This window comes from Mycobacterium sp. Soil_C_30, assembly GCF_057656995.1.
Map to the genome: position 1 here is coordinate 16,311 of NZ_JBDGJH010000010.1, position 15,090 is coordinate 31,400.

15 protein-coding genes are annotated in these 15,090 nt (G+C 65.4%); 8 read left to right on the forward strand and 7 right to left on the reverse strand.

Features of this window, described 5'->3' with window-relative positions; all coding sequences use genetic code 11:
* Positions 1-2: 2 nt before the first annotated feature.
* The 4 genes from AC3A6P_RS19265 to AC3A6P_RS19280 are packed head-to-tail and all read right to left on the reverse strand — an operon-like array spanning position 3 to position 3,544.
* A complete protein-coding gene (locus tag AC3A6P_RS19265) occupies positions 3-899 on the reverse strand; it encodes an alpha/beta fold hydrolase (protein ID WP_487693289.1) in 897 nt (298 codons plus the stop codon).
* On the reverse strand, positions 896-1,288 hold the full coding sequence (locus tag AC3A6P_RS19270; protein WP_487693290.1) for a Rieske (2Fe-2S) protein: 393 nt from the start codon (positions 1,286-1,288) through the stop codon (positions 896-898). Before AC3A6P_RS19270 ends, AC3A6P_RS19265 begins: the two co-directional genes overlap by 4 nt.
* Before the next feature lie 2 nt (positions 1,289-1,290).
* A complete protein-coding gene (locus AC3A6P_RS19275; RefSeq protein ID WP_487693291.1) occupies positions 1,291-2,427 on the reverse strand; it encodes an amidohydrolase family protein in 1,137 nt (378 codons plus the stop codon).
* Between the two features lie 13 nt (positions 2,428-2,440).
* Positions 2,441-3,544 (reverse strand): amidohydrolase family protein, encoded by a 1,104-nt coding sequence (locus tag AC3A6P_RS19280; protein ID WP_487693292.1) that lies wholly within the window; start codon positions 3,542-3,544, stop codon positions 2,441-2,443.
* Between the two features lie 221 nt (positions 3,545-3,765).
* Between AC3A6P_RS19280 and AC3A6P_RS19285 the strand changes: the two genes are divergently transcribed.
* Together AC3A6P_RS19285 and AC3A6P_RS19290 are read left to right on the forward strand one after the other, a co-directional pair.
* On the forward strand, positions 3,766-4,941 hold the full coding sequence (locus tag AC3A6P_RS19285) for an acyl-CoA dehydrogenase family protein (RefSeq protein WP_487693294.1): 1,176 nt from the start codon (positions 3,766-3,768) through the stop codon (positions 4,939-4,941).
* Positions 4,942-5,047: 106 nt separating this feature from the next.
* Positions 5,048-5,305, forward strand: a complete 258-nt coding sequence (locus tag AC3A6P_RS19290) for a hypothetical protein (protein WP_487693295.1) — start codon at positions 5,048-5,050, stop codon at positions 5,303-5,305.
* Between the two features lie 164 nt (positions 5,306-5,469).
* Here the strand turns inward: AC3A6P_RS19290 and AC3A6P_RS19295 are convergent, their stop codons facing one another.
* From AC3A6P_RS19295 to AC3A6P_RS19305, 3 genes are read right to left on the reverse strand one after another with little or no spacing between them, the layout of a single operon-like run.
* A complete protein-coding gene (locus AC3A6P_RS19295) occupies positions 5,470-6,840 on the reverse strand; it encodes a cytochrome P450 (RefSeq protein WP_487693296.1) in 1,371 nt (456 codons plus the stop codon).
* Between the two features lie 12 nt (positions 6,841-6,852).
* Entirely contained in the window at positions 6,853-7,044 is a 192-nt protein-coding gene (locus AC3A6P_RS19300) for a ferredoxin (protein ID WP_487693298.1), read from the reverse strand.
* 40 nt (positions 7,045-7,084) lie between these two features.
* Complete coding sequence (locus AC3A6P_RS19305) at positions 7,085-7,945, reverse strand: mycofactocin-coupled SDR family oxidoreductase (protein WP_487693300.1); 861 nt, start codon at positions 7,943-7,945, stop codon at positions 7,085-7,087.
* A gap of 357 nt (positions 7,946-8,302) precedes the next feature.
* On the opposite strand from AC3A6P_RS19305, the gene AC3A6P_RS19310 reads away from it, so the two are divergent.
* The 6 genes from AC3A6P_RS19310 to AC3A6P_RS19335 are packed head-to-tail and all read left to right on the forward strand — an operon-like array spanning position 8,303 to position 15,082.
* Positions 8,303-9,802: an aldehyde dehydrogenase family protein gene (locus AC3A6P_RS19310; protein ID WP_487693301.1), complete on the forward strand. Its 1,500-nt coding sequence runs from the start codon at positions 8,303-8,305 to the stop codon at positions 9,800-9,802.
* Positions 9,803-9,837: 35 nt separating this feature from the next.
* Positions 9,838-11,046 carry a CaiB/BaiF CoA transferase family protein gene (locus AC3A6P_RS19315; protein WP_487693302.1) on the forward strand — a complete coding sequence of 403 codons (1,209 nt, stop codon included), beginning with the start codon at positions 9,838-9,840 and terminating at the stop codon, positions 11,044-11,046.
* 28 nt (positions 11,047-11,074) lie between these two features.
* Positions 11,075-12,250, forward strand: coding sequence for a Zn-ribbon domain-containing OB-fold protein (locus AC3A6P_RS19320; protein ID WP_487693303.1), 1,176 nt, complete (start codon positions 11,075-11,077; stop codon positions 12,248-12,250).
* Positions 12,247-13,413: a thiolase C-terminal domain-containing protein gene (locus AC3A6P_RS19325; RefSeq protein WP_487693304.1), complete on the forward strand. Its 1,167-nt coding sequence runs from the start codon at positions 12,247-12,249 to the stop codon at positions 13,411-13,413. The genes AC3A6P_RS19320 and AC3A6P_RS19325 overlap by 4 nt, the downstream gene beginning before the upstream one ends.
* Positions 13,403-14,212 carry an MlaE family ABC transporter permease gene (locus tag AC3A6P_RS19330; protein WP_487693305.1) on the forward strand — a complete coding sequence of 270 codons (810 nt, stop codon included), beginning with the start codon at positions 13,403-13,405 and terminating at the stop codon, positions 14,210-14,212. Before AC3A6P_RS19325 ends, AC3A6P_RS19330 begins: the two co-directional genes overlap by 11 nt.
* A 12-nt stretch (positions 14,213-14,224) precedes the next feature.
* Positions 14,225-15,082 (forward strand): MlaE family ABC transporter permease, encoded by an 858-nt coding sequence (locus tag AC3A6P_RS19335; protein ID WP_487693306.1) that lies wholly within the window; start codon positions 14,225-14,227, stop codon positions 15,080-15,082.
* Positions 15,083-15,090: the final 8 nt, after the last annotated feature.

Below are 15,090 nucleotides of genomic sequence, written 5' to 3' on the forward strand. Positions count from 1 at the left end.
CGTCAGCGCCCCAGGAAATCGAGGATGGCCGGCGCCGCCTGCACCCAGGTGTCGAACATGTTGAACCGCTTGACTTTTCCTTGCGCACGCTTTTCCCCGGCGCGCTCCCAGGCATCCTCCGGCCACGGTGGGTCGATCAGGGTCGAGCCCTTGATCAGGCAGCTCACCTCCAGCGATGTCCGCTTGGGATGGTCGAGGTCGTTCTCCCCGCCGCGGATGATCAGGGTGGGCACGGTGATGTTGTCGAACAGCTCGTCGTCGACACCCGGGATGGTCTGGCCGGGCTTGGAGACGAAGGCGTTGAGCCAGCGCAACATCAGCTTGAGGAACTCGTCGGGATCCTGGGCCAGGATGCGGTCCCGGTTCACCGGGTTCTCGGCCGCACGTTCCTTCCATTCGTCGATGTGGGCCACGGCCTTCATGCCGGCGCCGCGCACGGCGAGGATGCTCGGCACGATGTAATACGAGCCGAGGACAAACGAGCCGTACACCCCACCGACGATGTTCCACACCACCAGTTTTCGGACGATCTCGGGGTAGAGCATCGTCGTGAGCATGGAGTCGCGGGCCCCACCGGAACCACCCGCCAGGATGCACGGGCCGATGTCGAGCCCGGTGATCAGCTTGTAGAGCGTCTCGGCCCGCATGTGCGACTCACTTTGGCCGTAGAACTGCACGTCGGACTTGCCGCAGTTCGGCCGGTCCCACAGCAGCACGCGGTAACCGCCCTTGACCAGCTCCTGAGCCAGCGGCCGAAGGCCGGGGATGTCTTTGCTGAACCGGCCGCCGGGCGTCAGAGCGATGAAATCGCCCTGTTTGCCCAAGATCTCGTACACGACCTGGCCGCCGTTGATCTCGAAGCTCTTCTCGCCGCGCTTGAGCTCCAGACTCGCAGTCATGCCATCACCAGCACTTCGTTGTCGACGACCCGCACCGGGTAGGTACGGATACTCCATTCGGGTTTCACGGCGGTGGTCCCGGTGGCGAGTTCGAACCCCCATTGATGCCACGGGCAGTAGATGTACTCCAGATCGCGCACCATCACCGCGTCACCGGGCACCGTCTCGTCGACGATGTTGCGGCCGCGCGCACGGCCCGCGCACAGCGGGCCGCCCTCGTGGGGACAGTAATTGGCGATCGCGTAGAAGGTCCCGTTGACGTTGTAGACGCCCACACCGTGGCGCCCGATCGGCACCACTTTGTGGGCACCGGGGGGGATCTCGTCAACCGTGGCGACGACGTGTTCCCGCCCCTGGGCGAGCCGGGGCGTCGTGTTGTCTGTGCTCATCCCTAGAAGACCCGCACCTGTCCTTCGAGCACCGGCACGGTGTCGGGGAGCTTGTAGGTCTCGATCCCGTTGCGGAACATGATCGCTTCACGGGCATGCTGGGGCAGGTGCTTGACCAGCCAGCGTGGGTCGTCGAACGTCCAGTGCGGATAGTCGGAGCTGTACAACAGGATCTTGTCGCACTCCATCCATTCGAACGCCCTCGACAGCTCGGTCTTGTCCTCGGGGTAGTCCAGCGGTTGAGTGCTGAACTTGATGTGGTCCTTGACGTACTCGGACGGTTTGCGCTTGATGTCCAGTCCGGACTTACGTTTTTCGTAGATGGCGTCCATGCGCCACATCAGCGGGAGGATCCACGTGAACGCGTGCTCGATGAACACGATGCGCAGGGTCGGGTGCCGATCGAAGGTACCGTCGAAGATCAGGCTCATCACCTGGTTGGCCGCCAGGAGTGAGTAGGTGACCATGAAGTCGTGGTTGTAGCTCGGCAGCCCCACCGGGGGGATCGGAAGTGTCTCGTAGACACCACGACTCAGGTGGCAGCTGACCGGCATGTCGTACTTGGTGGCCGCCGCCCACACCTGGTCATAGACCGGGTCGCCCCAGGACGGCCGCGGTTCGGCCTTGATCAGGATCTGCGACATGAACGGGTGTTCGGCCCACTTCTCGATTTCCCGAACGGAGCTCTCCGGATCCTCGATGGCCACGCAGATGGAGCCGCGCCACCGTTCGTGCCAGTTGTTGTGGCTGTCCAGCCAGTTGTCCGCGAGCCAGGAGTTGGTGGCGGTGCAGTAGGCCGCGGTGGCCTCGGCCAGGCGGCTCTCCCCATGGGTGGGCTCCAGGATGGCGATATCGGAGCCGGCCTCCATGATGAGCTGCCGCAGTGCCATATCGGGGTCACTGCACGCGAATTCGCCGTCGGGTGGGAAGCTGTCCACCCGCATGGCATAGGAGTGGGCGTAATCGGGGGCGTCATAGTAGATCTGGTCGCCCACCGGGTGGTTCAGGAAGTACTTGCTACGCCAGGGCTCGGGGATGTAGTCGATCAACTGGCCGCGTTTGGGCATCGGGTGGACATCGGAGTCGACGCACCGGACCGCGATGCGTTCGGTGGGTGTCGATCTCGAGGTGACGGTCATCGTGATCTCTTTCCTACTGCGCGACCAGGCCCGCTGGGACATCGATTCCGTACAGCTCGGCGGCATTGCGCCAACAGAGTTTGTCGCGCTGCTCGACGGTGTAGCTGCTGGGTACGGTCAGCTGGTTGGCATCCCAGTGCGGATAGCTGGAACCGAACATCGTCATATCGTCCTTGCCGGTGAAACCTGCCCATTCACCGGCGAATTCGACGTCACCGGGTCCGTCGAACAAGCCCTGCACGAAGTAGGTGTGGCCGGGTAGGTAGTCGCTGGGCATCTTGGGTGCCCACGGAGTCTGTTCCAGGTGCGGGCGGCCGAAGCAGTCCATCCGCCAGATGAACGGGGTCAACAGGTCCGCGGCGCCGTCGGCCCAGACGAATCTCAACGACGGTGTCCGTTCGAACACGCCTTCGGCGATCATGTTCATCAGGTGATACAGGTAGTTCAGCGCCATGAAGCTCAGGTACTGCTCGTAGGTCCTGGTCTTGCCGGACGGTGTGGGCGGGAAGGCGATACCTGCGCCCACCTCGATGTGCACGGCCACAGGGAGATTCGCGGCGGCCGCGGCCTCCCACAGCGGCCAGAACTGCGGCTTGCCGTACAGTTCGCGAGACTGCAGTGGGATACCGATCTGCACCACCCGGGGATGGTCGGAGTACTTCGCGATCTCGCGGAGGGCCCCGGTGATGTCGTCCGGATTGACCCGCAAGGTACCGCGGAACCTGCTGCCGAACTCCTCGTGTTCGAGCCAGCGCGTCACCATCATGTCGTTGTGTGCCGAGGCGATCGCGGTGCCGAGGTGGCGGTCCGGCATGATGCCGCGGGTCATGGGGTGCAGAATCGCGATGTCGACACCACGGTTGCCGAACAGCTCTTCGGCCACCAACTCTGGATCCGAACCCGGGTATTGGCGGTCCGGGCCCATGCTGCCCTTGACGTATTCACCGCCCGGCGCCCCGTACCAGTCCATCTCGTAGTCAGGGAAACCGCGGCTGCGAAACGGTTCCCGCATGAACGTCTGCCGCAGGTCCTTGTTGGACTTGCAGAAGATGTGGACGCTGGCATCGATGACGGGGATCTTCGAGACGTTCCCCGTGCCGTCCGGCAGTTCGATCATCGGACCCGTCCCGGCGCTGCTGGGCGCGACGATGCGAAGCCACAGTCGGACATGTGATCCATGATACAACCTCGTTCTTCAACAGCAAGAATGGAATTCTCATAGCGTTCGGCAAGGACCCTCGGAGCTGGTCCACCCTCCCGAATGTACGACGCGCGAGATCGTGATTCCAACTTTTGAAGAATGCTATTCTCCGATCACGACGAGCGCCGAGGAGAATCGTGCAACTCACGTTTGACGCCGATGTCGAGGAGTTCCGCGCCGAGTTCGTGGCCTTCCTGGATGAACACCTGCCGCCCGAGGCCGAGACCGCCGAGCGCCCCCAGTCGTGTTCACACATCCCGGAGTGGGCCCGGCGCTGGCAGCGGCTGCAGTTCGACCACGGCTGGCTGCTGCCCGGCAACCCGCCCGAGTACGGCGGCCGCAACGCCTCGGTGGTGCAGCAATACGTGCACCAGGAGGAGCTCTCCCGGCGGCGGATCTACCACAGCTTCAACCCGCAGGGTGTCGGCATCGTCGCGGCGTCGATCCTGTCCTTCGGCACCGAGGAGCAGAAGCAGCGGTGGGCGGTGCCCATCCTGCGCGCGGAGATGACGGCCTCGGTCGGTATGAGCGAACCGAGCTCCGGCTCGGATCTGGCGTCACTGCGCACCAAGGCGGTGCCAGACGGCGACGACTTCGTGGTCAACGGCCAGAAGGTCTGGACCTCCGGTGCGCATCACGCCGATGTGCTGCTGACGCTGGTGCGTACCGACCCGGATGTGGCCAAACACAAGGGGATCAGCGTGCTGCTGATCCCCACCGAGAGTGAGGGTCTGGTCCGCCGGCCGTTCGCCACGATCTGCGATCAAGACGATCTCGATTTCAACGAAGTGTTCTTCACCGACGTCCGGGTGCCCCAGGAGAATCTCGTCGGGCCACTCAACGGCGGGTGGAAGGTCGCCAACGGCGCGCTGGGCCACGAACGGACCATGATGTGGATCCAGTTCGCCGACCGGCTGCACAATCTGATCCGCGATTTCCATCCCGTCGACGAGCTGGACCGCGACCGTTACGCCACGCTGGTGATGGACCGGCAGGCATTGCAGTTGATCGGGTCCCGGGCCATCGCGGGTGCCGCCCGCGGCGAGGATGATCTGGGCGCGATCGCGGTGCTCAAGGTGCTGGGCTCCGAAGCCGAGCGCGAAGCCTCCGAATACGCACTAGCCGCAGCCGGTTCCGACGGGCTGGCGCACCCGGCCACCACGTCGCCCTACGCACCCTACGACCTGGATTACCTGTCGGCCAGCTGGTTCGAACGGTATGCCCGCAGCTTCGGCGGCACCATCGCCGGCGGCACCTCGGAGATCCAGCGCAACATCATCGCGACGCGCGTGCTGGGTCTGCCGCTGAGCTGAGGCCGAGATTGCACAGTTGGTCGTCGATCCACCGGGATCGCCGCCACTCACGCAATCTCGGGGCCGGAGAACCAATCGTGTCGTGGCGTTCGGCGACTGTCCGTCCATGCCACTTCCTTTTCTCGCAACCGAAGCGCTGAGCGCCGGCGTGCTGACCCAAGGCCGGCTCAGATGGAACTACCGCGCGCTCTATCCCGGTGTCTACGTGCACAAGGCGCAGGTGGTCACACTCACAGACCGCATCTACGGCGCATGGCTGTGGTCGGGGCGGCGCGCCATCATCGCGGGCCGGGCCGCAGCGGCCCTCCACCTACGTCAGCGACATCGGGCGCTACGACATGATCGAGCGTCAAGGTTGGCATGACTTACGCGTGGTGAAGGAACACAGTGCGCGCTATGTCGTTCACCGGGTGGTCGAGGCGTTCACCCGCCGGGGATTCGACCACCGAAGCCTGCGTCGTCGAGATTGCGCGTAGGGCTGCGCAACGCCGGCAGTCACAGCCCTGTCAGCAATCTCGGGGCGGGAACTCAGTCGATGACGGCCGCTTCTTTGCGCTCGGTGATGGGCCGGGCCAGCTCCTGCTCGTTGCAGATGCGCTGCAGCTTCTCGATCGTCTCGTCGAGGCCCGGTCCCAGCTTCTCACCCGGGGTGAACGTCGCAGGCAGATTACGCATGCCCTGGATGACGCCGATGGTGTCGTAGTGCACGGTGCCCTCGGGATCGCACACGTAATCGGGCATCCGGTCCAACACCGCGGTGAGCATCGACTTGAACACGGTGCGCGCCACGTTGGAACCGACGCAGCGGTGCACACCGATACCGAAGCTGAAGTGCCGGTTGCCCTTCCGGTCCAGCACGATCTCGTTGGGCCGCTCGAACACCGACGGATCCCGGTTGGCCATCGCCCAGGACAGCCACAACCGCTCGAACTTCTTGAAACGCTGTCCCTCGACCTCGACGTCATCGGAGAATGTCCGCCCGTCACCGGGTGCGGGGGTGAAGAAGCGCAGGAACTCTTCGGTGGCCGGATGCAGCAGCGTGGCCCGCTCCCGCGACAGCCGCTCGCGTTCGTCGGGGTGCTCGCCCAGCCATTCCAGCGCGTGCGCGGTCAGCGCGGTGGTGGTGTCGAAGCCGCCCCCGATCACCAGGCCCAGATTGCCCAGGATCTCCATGTCGGGTGCGGGCTCACCGTCGATCCTCAACTGCAGCAACGCGTTGACCAGGCCGGGACGCGGGTTCTCCCGGATCTCCATCATGTTGTTGATGAGGTCGATCCCCATGTCGCGGTGCTGCTCGTTGATCTTCTCGCGATCGGGAGAGTGCTCCGGGGTGTACACCGAGGCGTGGGTGGGCTCGCTGTAGACGTTCCACTTCTTGAGCTCGATGCCCATCATGGCGAGGGTGAACACCGCGGGCACCACGTTGGCCAGGTGTTCGACGAAATCGATGTGCCCGGACTCGATGTGTTCGTCCAGTGCGGCGCGGGTGATCTCGTCGACGAATGGTTCCCACCGTTTGATCGCCGCGGGCGACAGATACGGGTTGAGCGCGCCGCGGTACTGGCTGTGCTCCGGTTCGTCCATCTCGAGGATCCCGCCGCGAACCACGGTGGCGCGGCTGGCTTTCGGAATGGTGATGCCCTTGTACGGGGTCTCCCCGGAGATGTCGTGGTGATTGGACACCACCGGGCAGCGGGCCAACTCGAAGACATGCTTGCTGTCGGCGGCCACCCAGTGTCCGTCGTAGACATCGGTCCACGCCATCGGGCACTTGGTGTGCATCTCTTCGGTGATCTTGTCGAACTGGACGCGATACTCCGGAGTGTGCCGATCGAAGTGGTAGGTGTTCTTCTTGCGATCGTCGTCGGTGGTGTCGGCCGAGATGTGATCGGTGGTCAACGTCTGGGTCCTCTATTCCAGGATGATGGCTTGTTCCGGGCACGATTGAGCGGCCTCGCGGACGGCGTCCTGCTGGTCGTCGGGAACGATCTCGTTGACGGCGCTGGCATGCCCGTCGACGTCGTCGAGCTCGAAGGAGTCGGGGGCGATCATCGAGCACAGGGTGTGCCCCTGGCACTTCGCGCCGTCAACCCAGACCTTCATCGTCACTTCCTTCCACACCGAAAGATGTTGTGCACCAGTGCTAGACGTGGTAGTCGTACCACTTGAGGTAGCCGCCGGCGTCGACGCGCAGTTGCATGCCGGTGACGAAGCGGGACTCATCCGAGGCCAGCCACAGCACCGCGTTGCTGATGTCCTCGGGTTCGATGTACGGAACGGGCATGGCCTGCTGCACGCCGAAGGCCAACTCGGCGTCAGCGCGGGTCGGGTGATCGAGGTCGGGGCGGAACGACCGGTACATCGGTTCGCTCTGCAGCATGTCGGTGTTGCAGTTGGTCGGGTGGATCACGTTGGCGCGCATACCCCGCACGGCCAGTTCCGTCGCCAGATCGTGCACGTACTGCGAGATGAGGCGCTTGGAGGTCATGTAACCCATCCCGCCGGGGTCGGCGCCGGGGCGGTCCTTCTTCGACGCGTCCATCAGCGCGGCCGCCGATGCGGTGGCGATGATCGAGGCGCCCTCCTTCAAGTGCGGCAGCGCCACCTGGATGGCGTTGATGGTGCCGACGAAGTTGGTGTTGATGCCGTCGGTCCACGCCTGCATCGCGGGAGTGCCCTTCATGGCGGCGATTCCGGCCTGGGCCACCACGATGTCCAGGTGGCCCAGCTCGGCCACACCGTTGTCCAACGCGGTCTTGAGCGCGGCCGCGTCGCGGACGTCGGCCTGGGCGATGACGGCCTTGCGGCCGGCCTTCTCGACGAACTGTGCCGTCTCTTCCAGGTCTTCGGGGGTGGCCAGAGGGTAGCCCACGGTGTCGATGTCGGCGCAGATGTCGACGGCGATGATGTCGGCACCTTCTTCGGCGAGGCGGATGGCGTGGCTTCGCCCCTGCCCGCGCGCGGCGCCGGTGATGAATGCGACCTTGCCCTCAACACGGCCCATGGATGTCCCTTTCGTTGTCAGCGAGCTGGTGATCGTCGGAGAGGCCGTGCGGGAGGGGGCCGGAGTATGTGGCCACGCAGCCGTGATGGCGACCTCGTATACGAGGCCGGCTTCGGGGGGCGACGGTCTCCGGCATCAAGAACATCCCTTTCGATTATGAGAACCGTACTCTCGCCGCCGTAGGTCCCGCAAGGTTTGTGAACGACCAGTCTTGAAATGCGCGAATACTCCGCACCCTATCGATCTGCGGCTTTGACAGGGCCGTGTTCGGCCTGCTTAGTTTCTTGAGTTCTCGTGTGGCGAATGTAAGATTCGCGCATTATGAGAATCGAGTTTTCAACTCGACGAGGAGGGTGAATGGGATCGGCGGAGACAGTCGCGGGCAGTGACACGGCTACCGACACGACGAGGCGTCCGGCGGATCGCCGGCTGCTGATCAACGGGGAGCTGGTGGACACCGGGCGGACGTTTCCGAGCCGGAATCCCGCCACCGGCGACGTACTGGGCTACGCGCCCGATGCCGGCGTCGCAGACGCGGAGGCGGCCGTCGCCGCGGCACGGCGGGCTTTCGACACCACGGACTGGTCGACGAACGTGGAACTGCGGATCCGCTGCCTCGAGCAACTTCATCAGGCTTTGGTGGATCACCGCGACGAGCTCGGCCAATTGACCACCGACGAGGTGGGTGCCACCCCGGCACTGCTCGCCGGGGCGCAGCTGGATCAACCGGTGGCCATCGTCAAGTACTACGCCGATCTGCTGAAGACCTATCCGATGACCGAGGACCTCGGCAACATCGAGAGCCGCGGCATGCAGCATCACCGGTGGGTGGAGAAGGAAGCCGCCGGCGTCGTCGCGGCGATCATCGCCTACAACTACCCGAATCAGTTGGCGCTGGCCAAGCTCGCACCCGCACTCGCGGCCGGCTGCACCCTCGTTCTCAAAGCCGCGCCCGACACACCCCTGGTCACACTGGCTCTGGGGGAGTTGATCGCCCACCACACCGACATCCCGGCCGGCGTCGTCAATGTCCTCTCCGGAGCCGACCCCGAAGTGGGGGCCGTGCTGACCACCAGCCCGGACGTCGACATGGTGACGTTCACCGGTTCGACGCCGACGGGCCGGCGAATCATGGCCGCCGCCAGCGACACGCTCAAGCGGGTCTTCCTCGAACTCGGCGGCAAGTCGGCGGCGATCGTGCTCGACGACGCCGACTTCAACACCGCCGCGGTGTTCTCGGCGTTCAGCATGGTCACCCACGCCGGCCAGGGCTGTGCGCTGACCTCCCGGCTGCTGGTGCCGAAGGCCCATCACGACGAGATCGTCGAACTGATCAAGACGAACTTCTCGTTCGTGCGGTACGGCGATCCGAACGATCCCAAGACCTACATGGGGCCGCTCATCAGTGAGAAGCAGCGCGACAAGGTCGACGCGATGGTGCGCCGCGCGGTCGAGGCGGGCGCCACCTTGGTCACCGGTGGGGAGAAGAAAGATCCCGGCTACTTCTATACGCCCACGCTGCTCACCGACGTCGACCCGGACGCCGAGATCGCGCAGGAGGAAGTCTTCGGGCCGGTGCTCGTGGTGATCGCCTACGACGGGGACGACGACGCAGTGCGTATCGCCAACAACTCCATCTACGGCTTGTCGGGGGCGATCTTCGGCAGCGAGGAGCGGGCGCTGGCCATGGCGCGGCGCATCCGCACGGGCACCTTCTCCATCAACGGCGGCAACTACTTCAGCCCCGACGCGCCGTTCGGCGGATACAAGCAGTCCGGTATCGGCCGCGAGATGGGCGAGGCCGGACTCGAAGAGTTCCAGGAACGCAAGACGTTCGCCACGGTGGTTGCTTCATGAGTGGGCCTACCGCGAGCCCCGAGGAGGAGCGAGCAATGAGTGGGCCTTTGGACGGGATCCGCGTCCTCGAAGTCGCGATGTACGGGTTCGTCCCGTCGGCGGGTGCGGTGCTGGCCGAATGGGGTGCCGATGTCATCAAGATCGAGCACGCCGTCACCGGCGACCCGCAGCGCGGGCTGCGCCAGACCGGGCCCCTGAAGGTGGAGGGCGACCCGAACCCCAACATCGAGCACGCCAACCGTGGCAAGCGCAGTGTCGGCCTGGACATCTCGATTCCCGAGGGCCGGGAGATCCTGCTAGAACTCGCCCGTCGTTCGGATGTGTTCCTGACGAGTTTCCTTCCGGGGCACCGCAAGAAGTTCGGCATCGACGTCGACGACATCCGTGCGGTGAACCCCGACATCATCTACGCCAGGGGCAGCGCGCTCGGCCCGCGCGGCATCGAGGCGGAGAAGGGCGGATACGACATGACGGCCTTCTGGTGCCGCGCCGGTACCGCCGCCACCATCACCCCGCCGGGGCTCGAAGGCATGATCGGCCCGCCCGGGCCGGCCTACGGTGACACCATCTCCGGCACCAACCTTGCCGGCGGCATCGCCGCAGCGCTGCTCAAGCGCGAACGCACCGGCGAACCGTCCACCGTCGACGTCTCACTGCTGGGCAGCGGGCTGTGGGCCATGGGCCACACCATCGCCTTGACCTCGCACCTGCACGAGCGGCTGGTCGCGCAACCGCCCGGGGTGCACGGTTCCCCGATCAATCCGCTGGTGGGGGTGTATGCCACGAAGGACGACCGCTACATCTCACTGGTGATGATGCAGCCGACCAAGTTCTGGGCCGACGTGTGCACGCACATCGACCGCGAGGATCTGATCGACGACCCTCGCTTTGCCACCGCGCAGTCCATCGCCGAACACACCGCAGATGCCGTCGCAATCCTGCGCGAGGTGATCGGCAGCCGCACCCTGCCGGAATGGAGCGAGCGCTTCGCCACCCTGGCCGGGCCGTGGGCGCCGGTGCAGGACACCCTGCAGGCAGCCGAAGACGCCCAGATCCGGGCCAACCAATATCTGGTCCAGGCAGGAGAACTCGAGTTGGTGGCCAACCCGGTCCAGTTCGATGTGAGCGCACCCAGCACCGGACCCGCCCCGGGGTTCGCCGAACAGACCGACGAGGTGCTCGAGGAGCTGGGCCTGGACTGGGACCGCATCATCGAGCTCAAGACTGCCGGCGCCGTCACCTAGAACACGACAACGGACCAGAGACCAGCCCATGCCATTCATCGCCGCGATAGGCACCTATCTGCCCTGCTGGGGGTGTGATGCACGTCGCATTGCCGGTGACGATGAGGACGCGATCACTCTCGCGGTGGAAGCCGGACGTGCCGCGCTGCGCGGCGGCGCCGCGGTCGAGAACGTCGTCCTGGTGACCCGCGATCTGCCCCTCACCGACAGCAGCAATGCCGCGGTGTTGTTGGCGGGTCTGGGGCTCGACCCCGAACTCGAGGTCGCCGAACGGCTCGGCGGGGCACCGGCGGCACTGGACGCGTTGAGCTCGGCCCGGCCGCGGACCATGATCATCGGGGTCGACCTCGACCCGGCAGGGGCGGCGGCGGTCATCACCGCCGACCGTGGATTGAAGGTCCGCACCGCGGCCCGGGTGGCGCGCAGCCTTCCGGTACGCACACGCAACGCCAGTGGCGCGGTTCATGATTACGGTGATCGGCGCCTGCTCCACGAACGTGGCCTGGTCGCGTCGTTGGAGGCGGCCTGGCTGGACACTCCGGTGGCGGTCGCCGGGGTGGAGCACAAGCAGGCCGTCGACCTGTGCCAAGGGGTTCCGCCACTGCTGCCCACCCACGGTGCCAGCGCTGGCTTCTTCGCGCTGGCACATCTCTCCGAGGCAGGGACGACGGGGCCGTTGGTGGCCGTCGAACAGGCCAGCTTGTCCGGTATCACCGTCGTGGGCGGCGTGGCGCCCACGTTCCGGCAGGAACCCTCCGCCCGCCCGCAACCGGAGACCTGCTACGCCGACGACGCCGACATCCCGATCTCGCTGGCGGCCTATGAGCGCGCCTTCGAGGCCAAGACGCGGTGGGAAGCCGGCAAATTTGCTGAAAGTGAGCATCTGGACTTCCCGCCACGGTACCGTGTGGCGCAGGACGGTGCGCTGGCCCGGGATTACGAGCTGGTGGCGCTGCCCCGTACCGGAACGGTGTATACCACTGTCTCCGTTCATATTCCGGTTCCCGGGCTGCGCACTCCGTATGACTTGGTGATCGTCGAACTCGATGGGGTCGACGTGCGTGCACTCGTGAAGTCCACCGGAGCCGCACCTGATTCGGTGAACATCGGTGACCGTGGCCGACTTGTTTTGCGCAGAGTGGCAGTGCGATCGGGAGTTCCGGATTACGGTTATGCCTTCCAAGTGGAATCGGAGGCAGCGTGAGACGGGCAGCCATCGTCGGTGCCGGCATGACGCCGTTCGGTGAACACTTTGCGTTGGGCATCAAAGATTTGCTGCCGATGGCGTTCGCCGACTGCGCCGCGAGCGTCGACAAGGGTGTGCAGAAGGCCGATCTGCAAGCGGCGTGGTTCGGCTCGATGGGTACCACCGACGGATTCCCTTCCGGCATCCTCGCCGACAGTCTGGGCCTGCCCGACCTGCCGGTCACGCGGGTCGAGAACTCCTGCGCCACCGGCAATGACGCGGTGCGCAACGCAGTGTTCGGGATCGCGTCGGGTGCGTATGACGTGGCGCTGGTGATGGGCGCGGACAAGCTCCGCGACACCACGTCGAAAACCATGCTCTGGGAGTGGGAGGCCATGACCCGGGACATGGCGTGGGACTACCCGCTGGGGCTGGTGGCGCCGGCCGGATTCGCGCTTCACCTCAACCGCTATCTCCACGAGTCACCGGCCACGCGTGAGCACATGGCGATGGTCGCGGTGAAGAACCACCGCCACGGAGTGACGAATCCGAAGGCGCGGTTGCGTTTCGAGATCACCATCGAGGAGGCGCTGGCGGCGCCCACGGTGGTCACCCCGTTCGGCGTCTACGACTGCGCTCCGCAGAGCGACGGCGCGGCCGCGGTGATTCTGGCCGCCGAGGACGTGGTGGACCGCTTCACCGACCGCCCCGTCTGGGTGCGGGGAGTCGGGCTGGGCCTGGACTCGGTGATGCATCAACACAAGCGGGACATGACCACCTTTCCGTCCACCGTGCGGGCGGCCAAACAGGCCTTCACCATGGCGGGGCTCACGCCGTCGGACATCGATGTCGCCGAGGTGCACGACTTCTTCACCGGCGTGGAGATGATCAGTTACGAGGATCTGGGCTTCGCCAACCGTTTCGAGGCCTACAAGCTGCTCGAAACCGAGGTCACCACCGTCGGCGGTGCATTGCCGGTCAACCCCAGCGGGGGACTCAAGGCCAAGGGGCATCCGCCGGGTGCCACCGGCGTGGCCCAGTGTGTGGAGCTTTTTGCGCAGCTGCGCGGTGAGGCGGTCAATCAAGTGGACGGAGCGCGAATCGCTCTGGCGCACAACATCGGCGGTCCGACCGCTGTCTCAGCGGTGACGATTCTGGAGGGGCCCGGCGATGGCGAGTAAGGGAGCCGAGCGGTGGTCGCCGGGGATCGGGCGGATCCAGAACCTGTCCGGTCCGATGCAGGCCGTCGGCGGGTTGTTCTCGATGTCGTCCGACGCGGTGAGGTTCGTGTTCCGGCGGCCGTTCCAGTGGCGGGAGTTCCTGGAGCAGTCGTGGTTCGTGGCCAAGGTGTCGCTGGCGCCGACGCTGCTGGTGGCCATCCCGTTCACCGTGCTGGTGAGCTTCACGTTGAACATCCTGCTGCGCGAGCTCGGTGCGGCCGACTTGTCCGGGGCGGGTGCGGCTTTCGGTGCGGTCACCCAGGTCGGCCCGCTGGTGACGGTGCTGATCGTGGCCGGCGCCGGGGCGACGGCGATGTGCGCCGACCTGGGGTCGCGGACCATCCGCGAGGAGATCGACGCCATGGAGGTGCTGGGCATCAACCCGGTGCAGCGGTTGGTGACCCCGCGGATGCTCGCCTCCGGGCTGGTGGCGCTGCTGCTCAACAGCCTGGTGGTGATCGTCGGCATCCTCGGCGGCTACATCTTCTCGGTGTTCGTCCAGGACGTGAACCCGGGTGCGTTCGCGGCCGGGATCACCTTGCTCACGGGTGTTCCCGAGGTGATCATCTCCTGTGTCAAGGCAGCGCTGTTCGGGCTGATCGCCGGACTGGTCGCCTGCTATCGCGGACTGACCATCACCGGCGGCGGAGCCAAAGCGGTGGGTAACGCCGTCAACGAGACAGTGGTCTACGCGTTCATGGCGTTGTTCGTGATCAACGTCGTGGTGACGGCCATCGGCATCCAGATGACGAACGGCTGAGAGGCGGTAATCATGGGCACCTCAGCGGTATTGCGGTCGCGGTTCCCGCGGGTGGTGAACCACCTCGGCCGGCCGGTTTCCCTGCTGTCCCGGATCGGTGACCACACCCTGTTCTACGGGCGCGCACTGGCGGGGATCCCCCACGCGACGGTCCATTTCCGCAAGGAGGTCATCCGGCTGATCGCCGAGATCTCGATGGGCGCAGGCACCCTCGCCATGATCGGTGGCACCGTGGTGATCGTCGGGTTCCTGACCCTGGCCACAGGCGGGGTGTTGGCCATCCAGGGGTACAGCTCACTGGGCAACATCGGGATCGAGGCGCTGACGGGATTCCTGGCGGCGTTCATCAACGTGCGAATCTCGGCACCCATCGTCGCCGGCATCGGCCTGGCGGCGACATTCGGTGCGGGTGTCACCGCGCAACTGGGTGCCATGCGGATCAACGAGGAGATCGATGCCCTGGAGTCGATGGGGATCCGGCCCGTCGAGTACCTGGTCTCGACACGCATCGTGGCCGGCATGGTGGCCATCACGCCGCTGTACTCGATCGCGGTGATCCTGTCGTTTCTGGCCTCGCAGTTCACCACCACGGTGCTGCTCGGCCAGTCCGGCGGCCTGTACGACCACTACTTCACGACATTCCTCAACCCGGTCGATCTGCTGTGGTCTTTCCTGCAGGCGACGTTGATGGCGGTGTCGATCCTGTTGATCCACACCTATTTCGGTTACTTCGCCTCGGGCGGGCCGTCGGGGGTGGGAGTGGCCGTCGGCAACGCGGTGCGTACCTCGCTGATCGTGGTGGTCTCGGTGACGCTGCTGGTCTCGCTGTCGGTGTACGGCTCCAACGGCAACTTCAACCTGTCGGGTTAGGGGGCGAC

Excerpts from the sequence above, each read along its gene's own strand:
- AC3A6P_RS19335 (WP_487693306.1), top strand. The coding sequence starts at position 14,225 with ATGGGCACCTCAGCGGTATTGCGGTCGCGGTTCCCGCGGGTGGTGAAC.
- AC3A6P_RS19320 (WP_487693303.1), top strand. The coding sequence starts at position 11,075 with ATGCCATTCATCGCCGCGATAGGCACCTATCTGCCCTGCTGGGGGTGT.
- AC3A6P_RS19275 (WP_487693291.1), bottom strand. The coding sequence starts at position 2,427 with ATGACCGTCACCTCGAGATCGACACCCACCGAACGCATCGCGGTCCGG.
- AC3A6P_RS19300 (WP_487693298.1), bottom strand. The coding sequence starts at position 7,044 with ATGAAGGTCTGGGTTGACGGCGCGAAGTGCCAGGGGCACACCCTGTGC.
- AC3A6P_RS19330 (WP_487693305.1), top strand. The coding sequence starts at position 13,403 with ATGGCGAGTAAGGGAGCCGAGCGGTGGTCGCCGGGGATCGGGCGGATC.
- AC3A6P_RS19265 (WP_487693289.1), bottom strand. The coding sequence starts at position 899 with ATGACTGCGAGTCTGGAGCTCAAGCGCGGCGAGAAGAGCTTCGAGATC.
- AC3A6P_RS19280 (WP_487693292.1), bottom strand. The coding sequence starts at position 3,544 with ATGATCGAACTGCCGGACGGCACGGGGAACGTCTCGAAGATCCCCGTC.
- AC3A6P_RS19310 (WP_487693301.1), top strand. The coding sequence starts at position 8,303 with ATGGGATCGGCGGAGACAGTCGCGGGCAGTGACACGGCTACCGACACG.
- AC3A6P_RS19315 (WP_487693302.1), top strand. The coding sequence starts at position 9,838 with ATGAGTGGGCCTTTGGACGGGATCCGCGTCCTCGAAGTCGCGATGTAC.
- AC3A6P_RS19305 (WP_487693300.1), bottom strand. The coding sequence starts at position 7,945 with ATGGGCCGTGTTGAGGGCAAGGTCGCATTCATCACCGGCGCCGCGCGC.
- AC3A6P_RS19270 (WP_487693290.1), bottom strand. The coding sequence starts at position 1,288 with ATGAGCACAGACAACACGACGCCCCGGCTCGCCCAGGGGCGGGAACAC.
- AC3A6P_RS19290 (WP_487693295.1), top strand. The coding sequence starts at position 5,048 with ATGCCACTTCCTTTTCTCGCAACCGAAGCGCTGAGCGCCGGCGTGCTG.